Here is a 13618-nt window from a genome sequence, read left to right as displayed (position 1 = left end):
ACACTTCCTTGCAGACGTAGATCATCTCGCTCCGTAATCGAAGACGATGGTGCAGTTAACACACCGCCTCTTCAACCACCTCACCGACGAACACCCGGACACGTTCTCGAAGGTCCGGATCGTCTACACGGGCGGCGAGCCCGCCTCCCCCACCCATGTCCACCGACTCCATCTGCTGCACCCCCACCTCACCATCACCAACGGCTACGGCCCCGCCGAGTCGATGGGGTTCACCACCACCCACACCGTCGAACCCACCACCGAGCCGCCCACGGGCACGGTCCCGATCGGCCGCCCGCTCACCAACAAGCACGCCTACGTGCTGGACGTGCGGCTGCGTCCGGTTCCGCACGGCACCACGGGCGAGCTGTACCTGACGGGCGACGGACTCGCCCACGGCTACCTCGCCCAACCCGCCACGACCGCCTCGCACTTCGTCCCCCACCCCTTCGGTCCGCCCGGCTCGCGCCTCTACCGCACCGGCGACCAAGCCCACTGGGACACCGCCGGAACCCTGCACTACACGGGACGCACCGACACCCAGATCAAGATCCGCGGCTTCCGCATCGAACCCACCGAGATCGAAACCGTCCTCACCACCCACCCCCTCGTCAATCAGGCCACGCTGGTCCACGCCGACGACCGACTGACGGCGTACGTGACGCTCACGTCCGGGACGCGGCCCGCGCCCAGCCCGGGCGACCTCAAAGCCTGGTTGCGCGAGCGGCTGCCCGATCACATGGTCCCCGCCCGGTTCGCCGTCCTCGACCGGCTGCCGCTCACCCCCAACGGGAAGATCGACCGGCGGGCGCTGCCGGCCGTGGAGGCGCTCCCGGCCGTCGGGGGGCGGGCTCCGCGCAGTGAGCTGGAGGAGGTCGTCAGGACGCTGGTCGGCGAGGTGCTCGGTTCGTCCGTGCCCCTGTCCATGGACGACGACTTCTTCGACCACGGCGGCCACTCGCTCCTCGCCGCCCGCCTCACCAACCGGATCGGCGCCACCCTCGGTGTGACCCTCACCCTGCGGGACGTCTTCCGGCACCCGACGCCGGGCGCTCTCGCCCGGCGGATCGAGGACGCCGGGCTGCGGCCCGCCCTGCCGCCGCTGACCCGCGTCGAGGAACGCCCGGGGCGGCTGCCCCTGTCCTTCGCCCAGCAGCGGCTCTGGCTGGTGGAGGCACTGGGCGGGCGGGGAACCTCGTACAACGTTCCGTTGGCGGTCCGGCTGGAGGGCCGACCGGATTCCGACGCGTTGCGGGAGGCGTTCGGGGACCTCGTCGCCCGTCACGAGCCGCTGCGGACCCGGTTCGCCTCCGCGGAGGGCCACCCGTACCAGGTGATCGACCCGCTTCCCGTCACACCCGTCTTCGAGGTGCGCGACATCCCCGTGGAGCGTCTGGACGCCGAACTCCTCGCGGCGGCCGGTCATTCCTTCGACCTGACGGCCGAACACCCCTTGCGCGTCACGCTCTTGCGGACGGACGGCGGGGACTGCGCCCTCCTCGTGCTGCTGCACCACATCGCCACCGACGGCCAGTCGCTCGGGCCGCTGTTCGCGGACCTCTCCACCGCCTACGCGGCCCGGCTCGAAGGCCGGGCGCCCGACCGGGATCCGCTGCCCGTCACCTACACCGACTACGCCCTCTGGCAACGCGCCGCTCTCACCGGACGGCCGCTCCATGAACAACTCGCCTACTGGAAGACCGCGCTGGCGGGGCTTCCGGAGGAACTCGCCCTGCTTCACGACCGCCCCGCGCCGGCCACCGCAGGACAGCGCGGGGGCGTGGTCCGGGTGGACTTCGGATCCGAACTCCACCAAAGCATCGTGGAGTTGGCACGGGCGGAGCGCTGCACTCCGTTCATGGTCGTACAGGCCGCGCTGGCCGCGACCCTGACCCGCTCGGGTGCGGGCACCGACATCCCGATCGGGTCGCCGGTCGCCGGTCGGTCGGACGAGGCGCTGTCGGCGCTGGTGGGATTCTTCGTCAACACCCTCGTACTGCGCACCGACACCTCCGGTGATCCGGAGTTCCGTGAGCTGCTGGCCCGGGTCCGCGGCGCCGACCTGGATGCCTTCGCCCATCAGGACGCCCCCTTCGACCTGGTGCTGGAGGCCGTGAACCCGGCGCGCTCCCTGGCCCGGCACCCGCTGTTCCAGGTCTGCCTGGCGTTGGAGTCCGGTCCGTCGGTCGTGCCGAAGCTGCCGGGGCTGCACGCCGGGCCGGTCGAGCCGCTGGCCACCGGTGCGGTCAAGTTCGACCTGGAGTTCCTGCTGCGGGCCGATGAGGAGCGGGGTCTGACCGGGGCCGTGCTCTACCGCCGCGACCTGTACGAGCAGGCGACCGTCGAGCGTCTCGTCGCGAGGGTGCGCCGCGCGCTGGAGCAGGCGACGGCCGGGCCGCGCACGCGGTTGTCGGAGCTGGAGCTGCTCGGGGAGGCCGAGCGGCGGCAGGTGGTGGAGGAGTGGACGGGCACCCGTGCGGAGATCGGCGAGGCGACCCTCCCAGACCGCTTCGAGGAGCAGGCACGACTGCGACCCGGGGCCCCGGCGGTGCTCTTCGGCGGCCGGGAACTCACCTACGGGGAACTCGACACCCGCGCCAACCGCCTCGCCCACCACCTCACCGCACACGGCCTGGGCCGAGGGGACCTCGCCGGCATCCTCCTCGACCGCGGACTCGACTTCGCCATCGCCGTGCTCGCCGTCGTCAAGACCGGCGCCGGCTACGCCCTCCTGGACCCCGAGTTCCCCGACGAACGCCTCACCCGCACCGCACACGACGCCACCATCCGCGTACTCGTCACCGACACCCGACAGGGCTCACGGATCAGTGGCCCCTGGGCCACCGTGCGGACCGACGCCGACCACGCCGCCATCTCCGCTCGGGAGTCCGGGAACCTCGGCGTGGCCCTCGGCCCGGCCGACACGGCGTGCGTGATGTTCACCTCGGGATCCACCGGACGCCCCAAGGGCATCCTGTCCACCCACCGCAACCTGGTCTCCACCCTCACCGCCCAGACCTACGCCCGATTCGGCCCCGACGAAGTCTTCCTCCAGTGCTCACCCGTCTCCTGGGACGCCTTCAGCCTCGAATTCTGGGGAGCACTGCTCCACGGCGGAAGCACCGTCCTCCAACCCGGCCAACGCCCCGACCCCGCCGTCATCTCGGCACTCTCCCGGCAACACGCCGTCACCATGCTCCAACTCTCCTCCAGCCTCTTCAACCACCTCACCGACGAACACCCGGAGACCTTCACCACCACACGGATCGTCTACACCGGAGGCGAACCCGCCTCCCCCACCCACGTCCACCGGCTCCACCGCGTCCACCCGGGCATCACCATCACCAACGGCTACGGCCCGGCGGAGTCGATGGGGTTCACCACCACCCACACGATCGAACCCACCGCCGAACCCACCGTCACCGTCTCTATCGGCCGCCCGCTCACCAACAAGCACGCCTACGTCCTCGACGCCCATCTCAGGCCGACTCCGGCCGGCACCGTCGGTGAGCTGTACCTGACGGGCGACGGACTCGCCCACGGCTACCTCGCCCAACCCGCCACGACCGCCTCGCACTTCGTGCCCCACCCCTTCGGCCCGCCCGGCTCGCGCCTCTACCGCACCGGCGACCAGGCCCACTGGGACACCGCCGGAAACCTGCACTACACGGGACGTACCGACACCCAGATCAAGATCCGCGGCTTCCGCATCGAACCCACCGAGATCGAAACCGTCCTCACCACCCACCCCCTCATCGCGCAGGCGACCCTCGCGACCCACCCGGACCACCGCAACACCCCGCAGCTGACGGCCTATGTGGTGACGACCGGGGAGCTGACCGCGCAGGACGTGCGCCTGTGGCTGCGCACGCTCCTGCCCGACCACATGGTCCCGGCCTTCGTCGTGCCGCTCGACCGGCTGCCGCTGACCCCCAACGGGAAGATCGACAAGACCGCGCTGCCCAAGCCCCAGGCCGTGACCACGCCCGGTGGACGGGCCCCGCGCACACCGCTCGAAGAGTCCGTGCGGAACTGGTTCGGCGAGGCCCTCGGCACTCCCTCCCCGCTGTCCATCGACGACAACTTCTTCGACCACGGCGGCCACTCGCTCCTCGCCGCCCGCCTCACCAACCGGATCGGCGCAGCCCACGGGGTCACCCTCACCCTGCGCGACATCTTCCAGCACCCCACTCCCGCAGCCCTCGCCCAGCACGTCGAGGCCCTGAAGGCCCCGGCGGGGCCCGCAGCCGCGCCGCGGCGCGGCCGGCCCGCCCTGCGGCGGCGCACCCCCGATCAGGAACGGACTTCCTCATGAACGGCGTGAACGACATGAGCGGCGTGAACGACATCAACGAGGTGTACGACATGCGCGGCACGCACGACGACGACCGGTCCCCGGCCTTTACCCCCGCACCCGACGACGTGGTCTGGGACCTGCCCGGCGAGGGCGAGCAACGGGTCTCGCTGCTGGTGCTCCCGCACGCCGGCGGCAACGCGCACGCGTACGCCGAGTGGCGCGCGTACCTGCCGGCCGACGTACGTCTGCTGATCGGCCAGTACCCGGGGCGTGGTGCCCGCTTCGCGGAGGACCTCCCGCGCGACGTCGCCGATCTCGCCGGCCCGGTGGTGGCGGCCCTGCCGGCCGGGGCCACCGACGAGCTGGTGGTACTGGGGCACAGCATGGGGTCGCTCGTCGCCTTCGAGGTGGTACGCGCCCTCCAGGCGGCCGGCCGCACCCCGCGGGCGCTGGTCGCGTCGGCCTGCCGGGCGCCGTTCCTCGCCAACCCGGCCGCCGTGCACCCCGAACTCCTGGACGACGACGCCTTGGTGGCCGCCATCAAGCAGCGCGGTGGCACCGACGACGGAATCCTCGACGAGCCGGAGCTCCGGGAGATCGTCCTGCCGGCCATCCGGGCCGACTTCGCGATCGACGACGTGTACCGCTGCGAGGAGGCGGCGGCCCGGGTGGACTGCCCGGTGACGGTGATCGGCGGCGACGCCGACCCGGTCGCGCCGGCCGCGGCGCTGGGCGACTGGGCGCGGATCACCGACCGGGGGTTCACCTCGTACGTGTTGCCGGGCGGCCACTTCTACTTCCAGACGCGGTTGCCGGAGTTCTTCGCCGTGCTGGCCTCGGTCGTCGGCGGGCACGTGCAGGCCCCGACCGCCGTCTGACCCGCGCCCCGCCTCCGCGCAACCGAGCCCGTCGCCGGCTCCGGCCCGTGCCCCGCCCTTCCCCCGTTCTTTCGTTCCGCACCCTTGAAGGACTCCTCATGACCCTGACCACCGTTGCCCAAGCGCAGGTCTCCGCCGGGATCACCCCGGTCCGCGAGCCCGGCAGGCCCGTCGTCGTCCACACCCCCGCCGGCGCCGACCTGGACGCCTCCGTCGCCTGGCTGACCACCCACCGGGAGGCGATACAGGCCGAGTTGCACCGCTCGGGCGCCGTCCTGCTGCGCGGGTTGCCCGTCACCGACGCGGCCTCGTTCGCCGTCGCGCGGGACGCCCTGATCCGGCAGCGGGCCGGCTACAAGGAGAAGGCCACCCCGCGCACCGACTTCGGCGAGGGCGTGTTCTCCTCCACCGATCTGCCGGCGGTGCAGCCGATCCGGCTGCACAACGAGAACAGCTACACCCTCGACTTCCCCGGCGTGCTGCTGTTCGGTTGCGTGATCGCCCCCGAGGAGGGTGGCGCGACCACGGTCGGGGACATGCGCGAGGCGCTGCGCCTGCTGCCGCCGGAGCTGGTCGAGCGGTTCGAGCGGGCCGGCTGGCTGCTGGTGCGCAACTACTCCGAACTGGCGGGCCTGCCCTGGTACAAGACCTTCGCGACCGAGGACAAGGCCGCGGCGGAGGCGTACTGCGAGGAGAACACGGTCGGCTACGAGTGGGTCGACGACGGGGACTCGATGATCACCCGGCAGCGGCGTTCGGCGATCGTCACGCACCCGGTGACCGGTGAGCGCACCTGGTTCAACCACTTCGCGTTCTGGAACAGCCGGACCCTGGACCCCGATGTCCGCGAGGTGCTGGTGGAGACGTACGGCGAGGACCGGCTGCCCTTCAACACCTACCTGGGGGACGGGTCCCGGCTGACCGACGCCGAGGTGGACGCGATCAACGCCGTCTACGACCGGGTGACCGTACGGGAGACCTGGCAGGCGGGCGATCTCATGATCGTCGACAACATCCTGTGCGCTCACGGCCGCGAGGCCTTCAAGGGAGACCGGAAGATCCTCGTCGCGATGGGCGAGCCGGTCGCGCTCGCCGACTGCGCCCCGGCCACCCGGCCGTCCACCACCGTCCACAGCGCGCCCGCCGGGGAGTGATCACCGTGACCGCCGTCCTTCCCGAGCGCCCGAGCACCCTCGCGGCGCGTCCCGTGCGGTTCGCCGCCCCCGATCTGCTGGACCGGCTGGCCCGGGTGCCCGCCGCGCGGACCGCCGTCGTCGCGGGCGACCGGGCGCTGAGTTTCGGCGCCCTGCGCGCCCAGGCGATGCGGGTCGCCGGCCGGCTCGCCGAGCGGGGCATCGGCCCGGAGAGCGTGGTCGCCCTGTGCCTGCCGCGCGGCACGGAGCTGGTCGCCGCGCTGCTCGGCACCCTGTGCGCGGGGGCCGCGTACCTTCCCGTGGACCCGAGGCTGCCCGCCGAGCGGCGCCGGTACCTCGTCGAGGACGCGGGGGCCGACCTGGTGGTGACCACGTCCGACCTGGAGCCGCTCGTCGAGGGGATCCCGCACCTGGCGGTGGCCGCCCTGACGGCGCCCGGCCCCCGGGACCGCCCGTTCGCGCCGGTCGCCGTGTCCCCCGAGACCCTCGCCTACGTCATCTACACCTCGGGTTCCACGGGCCGGCCCAAGGGAGTCGAGATCGTCCGGGGCGCGGCGTCCGCGCTGCTGGCCGAGCTGGAGGACGCGGGCATCGCGGTCACCGAGGGCGGGCGGGTCGGTTGGAACGCCTCGCCGTCCTTCGACGCCTCCGTGCAGCAGTGGGTGCGGGTCTGCCGCGGCGACACCCTGGTCATGATCGACGAGGAGACGCGTGCGGACCCGGCGCTGCTGGCCCGGCTGATCGACGAGCAGGCCCTGACCGATCTCGACATCACGCCCTCGCACGCCGATCCGCTGCTGGACCTGCTCACGGCGGACGGCGGACCGCGCCCGTTGACCCTGCTCGTGGGCGGCGAGGCGATCGGCCCCGCGCTGTGGCGTCGGCTCGCCGAGCGCGGTGCGGCCGGGGTGCTGCGGACGGTGAACCTGTACGGGCCCACCGAGTGCACGGTGGACTCCACGGCGGGTTGGGTGGACGGGGCGGACGAGCCGCACATCGGGGCCGTCCTGCCCGGCCTGCGGATCTGGGTGCTCGACGGGCGACTGGAGCCGGTGGCCGAGGGCGAGAGCGGCGAACTGTACCTGGCGGGCCCCCGGGTGGGGCGCGGCTACCGGCACCGGCCGGGGTTGACGGCGGAGCGGTTCGTCGCCGACCCGGGGGGCTCGGGTGAGCGGATGTACCGCACGGGCGACCTGGTGCGACTGCTGCCGGACGGTCGACTGGGCTACCTGGGCCGGGCCGACGGGCAGGTCAAGTTGCGCGGCCACCGGATCGAACTCCGGGAAGTGGAAGCGGTCTTGGCGGCGCTGCCCGGGATCGCGGAGGCCGTGGTGCTGCTGCGGGACGAGGTGCACGGGGCGCCGGGTCTGGTGGCCTACCACCGGAGCCTGGAGCCGGTCGCCGAGGCGGCGCTGCGCTCGGCGCTGGCCGCCGCGCTGCCCGCGTACATGGTTCCGTCGGCCTTCGTGCCCGTGGACCGCTTCCCGACCACGCCCAACGGGAAGATCGACCGGGTGGCGCTGCCGGCGCCCGCGGCGGCCTCCCCGCAGCCGTCGCCGGCCGCCGTCGGGCTGACCCGTTCGCAGGAGCTGATCGCGGGCGTCTGGGCGGCGGTGCTGGGCGCCTCGCGCATCGGCCCGGACGACAACTTCTTCAAGCTGGGCGGCCATTCACTGCTCGCGATCAAGCTGGTGTCGCGGGTCCGCGCGGAGCTGGGCGTCTCGCTCCCGGTGAAGGCCGTGTACGCCAACCCGCGCCTGCGGGACCTGGCCTCCCACATCGACACGCTCGTCGCGGCCGCCGCAGGTCCGGCCCCGTCGGGCCAGGACGGCTGAGGACATGACCGTGATCCCGTTGTCGTTCGCGCAGCGCCGGCTGTGGTTCCTGGGCCGGCTGCACGGACCGTCCGCCACCTACAACGCGCCGGTGGTGCTGCACCTGGACGCCGAGCCCGACGCCGACGCGCTCGGCCTGGCGCTGGTCGACGTGGTGGAGCGGCACGAGGTGCTGCGCACGGTGCTGCCGGCCGACGCCGACGCCGGGCCGCACCAGGTCGTGCGGGAGTCGGCGGCCGTGCCCCGGCTCACCGTCCGGTCCTGCGCGCCGGGCGGGGTGGAGGCGGCCGTGGCCGCGTTCGTCCGGCAGCCGATCGACATCACCCGCGAACCCCCTTTGCGGGCGCGGCTGCTGCGGCCCGGCGACGGGACCTCGGTCCTGGTCCTGCTGATCCATCACGTGGCGACCGACGGATGGTCCGTACGCCCCCTGCTGCGCGACCTGTCGCGGGCGTACGGTGCGCGCCTCGCGGGTCGGGAGCCGGGGTGGGAGCCGCTGCCCGTGCAGTACGCGGACTACAGCGCCTGGCAGCACGAGCTGCTCGGGGATCCGGCCGACCCGGACAGTCTGGCGGCCGAACAGCTGGCCCACTGGCGGACCGTGCTGGACGGCGCCCCACCGGTGATCGCACTGCCGGCGGACCGGCCGCGTCCCGCCGAGCCGTCAGGACGGGGGGCCATGGTGACGGCCCGGCTGGACGCGGCGTCGCACGAGGGGCTGCTCGCCCTGGCCCGTGCGCACCAGGCGAGTCTGACGATGGCGGCCGGAGCGGCGCTCGCGGCGGCCTTGACCGCCGCCGGAGCGGGCGAGGACGTGGTGATCGGCACCCCGGTCGCGGGCCGGCCCGAGGAGGACCTGTACGAACTCGTGGGGTTCTTCGTGAACTCCCTCGCGCTGCGCACCGACCTGTCCGGTGATCCGACCGTCGGCGAACTGCTGGACCGGGCCCGGGACGCGAGCCTGGCGGCGTACGCGCACCAGGACCTGCCCTTCGACCTGCTGGTGGAGCGGCTCGCCCCGGAGCGGGCGCTGGGGCACCACCCGTTCTTCCAGGTGATGCTGACCGTGGACACGGGCGGCGAGGCGGCGGGGCCGGTGGAGTGGGCCGGTGGGATCCGCGGGCGGCTCGCGGACGTGGCGTTGGAGGCGGCCAAGTTCGACCTGACCTGGTACTGCGTGGAGCGGCGGACCTCCGAGGGGCGGCCCGGGGGGCTGGAGGTGGCCCTCCAGTACGCGACGGACCTGTTCGACGAGGACACGGCCCGGCTGCTGCTGGACGTGTACGTACGGGCGCTGGCCGGCTTCGCGGCCCGGCCGGCGACCCGGTTGGGCGGGCTGGGCCTGGTGTCGCCGGAGGAGGCGGGCGGGTTGGCCGCCCGGAGCGCGCGGCGCGCGATCGACGCGACGCCGCCGGTCCCCGGGTCGGGCCGGCGGGACGTGCTGTCCCCGCGCGAGGAGATCCTGTGCGGGCTGTTCGCGGAGGTGCTCGGCCGGGAGACGGTCTCCGTCGACGCGAACTTCTTCCGCAGCGGCGGGCATTCGCTGCTGGCGAGCAAGCTCGTCAACCGGATCCGGGGCGCGCTCGGAGTCGACGCGGGCATCCGCGACCTGTTCCTGGCGCCGACGCCGGGCGCCCTGCACCGCCGGCTGACCGACCGGGGCGACGCTGCGGCGGCCCGGCCGGCGCCGGTGCCCGTCGCGGACCGGCCCGAGCGGGTCCCGCTGTCGGCGGCGCAGCGGGCCCTGTGGCTGGTGGGCCGGATCGAGGGCCCGTCGGCGGCCTACAACGCGCCGCTGGTGATCCGCTGGGACGGCGTCCCGGAGCGGGTCGCGCTCGCGGACGCGCTGGGGGACGTGCTGGAGCGGCAGGAGGTGCTGCGCACGGTGTACTGGTCCGAGGGCGGGGAGCCGTACCAGCGGGTCCTGACCGCCTGGGAGGCCCCGTTGGAGGTGGTGGACTGCCCGCCGGGCGAGCTGGACGCGCTCGTGGACCGCTTCGGCCGCGAGGTCTTCGACTTGGAGAGCGAACTCCCTTTGCGGGCGCGCCTGTTCCTGCCCGTGGACGGTTCGTCGGTGCTGGTGCTGCTCGTCCACCACATCGCCACCGACGGGTGGTCGATCGCGCCGCTGCTGCGGGATCTGGGCGAGGCCTACGAGGCCCGGCGCGCGGGCGGGGCGCCGCGGTGGACGCCGCTTCCGGTGCAGTACGCCGACTACGCGCTCTGGCAGCGGGCGTTGACGGCGGAGCCGGACCGGCTCCTCGACTTCTGGCGGGAGGCCCTGGACGGGATGCCGGCCCGCACCGCCCTGCCGGCCGACCGGCCACGCCCCGCCGAACCGTCCGGCCGGGGGGCCACGCTCTCCGCGACCCTGGCGGCCTCGGAGCACCGGGCGCTGGCCGGGCTGGCCCGCTCGGGACGGGCGAGCCTGTTCATGGTGGCCCGCTCCGCGTTGGCGGTGGCCCTGTCGGCCACCGGGGCCGGGGAGGACCTGGCGATCGGCACCCCGGTGGCGGGACGCGCGGACCAGAACCTCCACGAGCTGGTCGGCTGCTTCGTCAACTCCCTGGTGCTGCGCACCGATCTGTCCGGTGAGCCGACCGTCGCCGAGCTGGTGGAACGGGTGCGCGACGCCGACCTGTCCGCCTTCGACCACCAGGACCTGCCGTTCGACGTCCTCGTCGAGCAACTCGCCCCGCCTACACGCGTCTTGGGCGAGCACCCCTTCTTCCAGGTGATGCTGACCGTGCGGGAAGCGGCCGACGACCGGGTGCGGCTGGGACCGATCGTGGGCCGGGCCGGCAGCACGGACCTGGGCGCGGCCAAGTTCGACCTGAGCTTCCACTGCGCCGAGCGGCGGGACCCGCGCGGCGGAGCCGACGGCCTGGACGTACACGTGCAGTACGCCGAGGACCTGTTCGACGAGTCCACGGCGCGGCTGCTGCTGGAGGTGTACGTACGGGCGTTGCGCGCGTTCGCGGCGGCTCCCGGGGCACGAACCGCCGAACTGGAGCTGCTGTCGGCGGGCGAGCGGCGGGCGCTTCAGGAGCGCCGGGACGGGCTGGAGCGGGCCGCCGCGGCGGCGGCCGTACGGGAGCCGGCGCCGGTCGTCCCCGCGGCGCTCTCGCCCCGCGAGGAGATCCTGTGCGGGCTGTTCGCGGAGGTCCTGGGTCGCGACGGCCTCGCGGCGGACGCCAACTTCTTCAAGTCGGGCGGGCACTCGCTGCTCGCGAGCCGGCTGGTCAACCGGATCCGGGCCGTGCTGGGCGTGGAGGCGGGCATCCGCGACCTGTTCCTGGCGCCGACGCCGAGCGCCCTGCACCGGCGGCTGGGCACGGCCGCGGGGTCGACGCGACCCGCGCCGGCGCCCGTACCGGACGCGGAGCGGCCCGCGCGGCTGCCGCTGTCGTACGCCCAACGCCGGCTGTGGTTCATCGACCAGTTGGAGGGCCCCTCGGCCGCGTACAACATCGCCCTGGTGCGACGCCTGGACCGGCCGCTGGACCCGGCGGCGCTCGCCGAGGCGCTGGCCGACGTCGCCGAGCGGCACGAGGTGCTGCGCACGGTGTACGGGATCGAGGACGGGGAGCCGTACCAGCGGGTGTTGGAGGGGGCGAGGCCGCCGCTGGTGCTCGGCCGGCCGGTCGACGTGACGGCGGCCGTGGACGAGGCCGCCGGGCACGTCTTCGACCTGACGCGCGAACTGCCCTTGCGTGCCTGGCTGTTCCTGCCTGCCGGGGACGGTCCGCAGACCCTGGTGCTGTTGCTGCACCACATAGCGGCCGACGGCCGGTCGACGGGTCCGCTGCTCGCGGACCTGTCCGCGGCCTACGACGCCCGGTGCGCGGGCGGCGCGCCGCGCCGGGAGCCGCTCCCGGTGCAGTACGCGGACTACACGCTGTGGCAGCGGGCCCTGTTGGCGGACGCGGACGCCGAGGTGGAGCACTGGCGGGCCGCGCTGGCGGGGCTGGCGCCGCTGATCGACCTGCCGACGGACCGGCGCCGGCCGGCCGAGCCGTCGGGGCGCGGGGCGGTCACCGGTTTCCCGGTGTCCGCCGTGACGCACCGGAGGCTGACCCGGATCGCGCACACGGGCGGGGCCACGCTGTTCATGGTGGTGCAGGCCGCGCTCGCGGCGGCCCTGTCCCGGTGCGGCGCGGGAACGGACCTGGCGCTCGGCACCTCGGTCGCGGGGCGGGACGACGAGGCCCTGTCGGGGCTGGTCGGGTTCTTCGTGAACACACTGGTGCTGCGGACGGACACGTCCGGGGATCCGACGTTCGAGGAGTTGCTGACCCGGGTGCGGGAGGCCGACCTGGCGGCGTACGAGCACCAGGACCTGCCGTTCGACCGGCTGGTCGAGACCCTCAACCCGCACCGCTCGTCGGCGCACCATCCGCTGGTGCAGGTGATGCTCCAGGTGAATCCGGCGGAGGCGGACCCGGCCGACGGCGGCCCGCTCGCCGGCGCCTCGTTGCCGTACGGGGCCGGGTCGGCGAAGGCGGACCTCACGTTCGCGTTGACGGAGGACGCGGGCGGCGGGATGAGCGGGGTGTTGGAGTACGCGAGCGACCTGTACGGCCCCTCGGGCGCGGCGCGGCTCGCATCGCTGCTGGTGGACGCGCTGGAGCTGTTCGCCGCCGACCCCGCGCGGCGGATCGGCGAGCTGCCGGCGCCGCCGGACCGGCGCCCCGATCGGGTCCTGGTCGGCGGCTACCGGGTCGACACGGCGCACGTCGGGGCGGTCCTGGCGGAGCATCCGTCGGTGGTCCGCGCGGAGGTGCGGTTGGAGGACGGCCGGCTGGTCGCGTACGCGTCGGGCGGCGTGACGGAGGGCGAGCTCCAGGCGTGGGCGGCGGAGCGGCTGCCGGAGTACGAGGTCCCGTCGGCCGTTCTCCTGGCGGCCAACCCGGCGAACCCGGCGAACCCGGCTGACCCGGCTGACCCGGCGGGGCCTGCGGCCGCCCGGACACCCTCGACGCCCGAAGCCCCCGGCGCGGACGCGGAGGACGGACCGGTGGCGGCGCTGGTCCGGCTCTTCGGGGAGGTGTTGGAACGCGAGCGGATCGGCGCGCAGGACAACTTCTTCAAGTCCGGCGGACACTCGCTGCTCGCGGTACGACTGGTGAACCGGGTCCGTGCGGAGTTGGGCCGTGAGCTCACCCTGCGCGAGGTGTTCCGGCATCCGACGCCGGCCGGCCTGGCCGCCCTGCTGGCCGCCGGCGCCCTCGGCGGCGGTTCCGGCCCGTCGCCGACGTTGCGCCGCCGCACCCGGGGCGGCGCCCGCGTCCCGCAGGCGTAGGGGGCCCGCCATCGAACCCCCGGGGCGGGCCTCCGGGGGTTCGACGGCAGTCGGGCGGCAGTCCGGGGCGGCAGCGCGCCCGGCCCGAGCTGCCCCGGGGACTGCCCGCCGGGCCCGGGGGCGCTGCCTAGCGTGGGGGTCACGGACTCCGC

At 74.1% G+C, this 13618-nt stretch carries 5 protein-coding genes; all 5 read left to right on the top strand.

Annotated elements, in window-relative coordinates; genetic code table 11:
* The first annotated feature begins 46 nt into the window (after nt 1–46).
* Nucleotides 47–4315 (top strand): amino acid adenylation domain-containing protein, encoded by a 4269-nt coding sequence (locus tag OHA84_RS27805; protein WP_266969284.1) that lies wholly within the window; start codon nt 47–49, stop codon nt 4313–4315.
* Between the two features lie 50 nt (nt 4316–4365).
* On the top strand, nt 4366–5175 hold the full coding sequence (locus OHA84_RS27800) for a thioesterase II family protein (protein ID WP_266973923.1): 810 nt from the start codon (nt 4366–4368) through the stop codon (nt 5173–5175).
* A 98-nt stretch (nt 5176–5273) separates the two neighbouring features.
* Nucleotides 5274–6329 carry a TauD/TfdA family dioxygenase gene (locus tag OHA84_RS27795; protein WP_371591465.1) on the top strand — a complete coding sequence of 352 codons (1056 nt, stop codon included), beginning with the start codon at nt 5274–5276 and terminating at the stop codon, nt 6327–6329.
* A gap of 5 nt (nt 6330–6334) precedes the next feature.
* Complete coding sequence (locus tag OHA84_RS27790) at nt 6335–8164, top strand: non-ribosomal peptide synthetase (protein ID WP_266969286.1); 1830 nt, start codon at nt 6335–6337, stop codon at nt 8162–8164.
* A gap of 4 nt (nt 8165–8168) precedes the next feature.
* Nucleotides 8169–13466 (top strand): condensation domain-containing protein, encoded by a 5298-nt coding sequence (locus OHA84_RS27785; protein WP_266969287.1) that lies wholly within the window; start codon nt 8169–8171, stop codon nt 13464–13466.
* The last annotated feature ends 152 nt before the right edge of the window (nt 13467–13618 follow it).

The organism is Streptomyces sp. NBC_00513 (assembly GCF_041431415.1).
Classification (GTDB): Bacteria; Actinomycetota; Actinomycetes; order Streptomycetales; family Streptomycetaceae; genus Streptomyces.
This window is presented reverse-complemented; position numbering and strand designations above follow the sequence as displayed.

Coding starts and splice junctions, on each gene's coding strand:
- OHA84_RS27800 (WP_266973923.1), top strand. CDS start 4,366: ATGCGCGGCACGCACGACGACGACCGGTCCCCGGCCTTTACCCCCGCA.
- OHA84_RS27795 (WP_371591465.1), top strand. CDS start 5,274: ATGACCCTGACCACCGTTGCCCAAGCGCAGGTCTCCGCCGGGATCACC.
- OHA84_RS27785 (WP_266969287.1), top strand. CDS start 8,169: ATGACCGTGATCCCGTTGTCGTTCGCGCAGCGCCGGCTGTGGTTCCTG.
- OHA84_RS27805 (WP_266969284.1), top strand. CDS start 47: ATGGTGCAGTTAACACACCGCCTCTTCAACCACCTCACCGACGAACAC.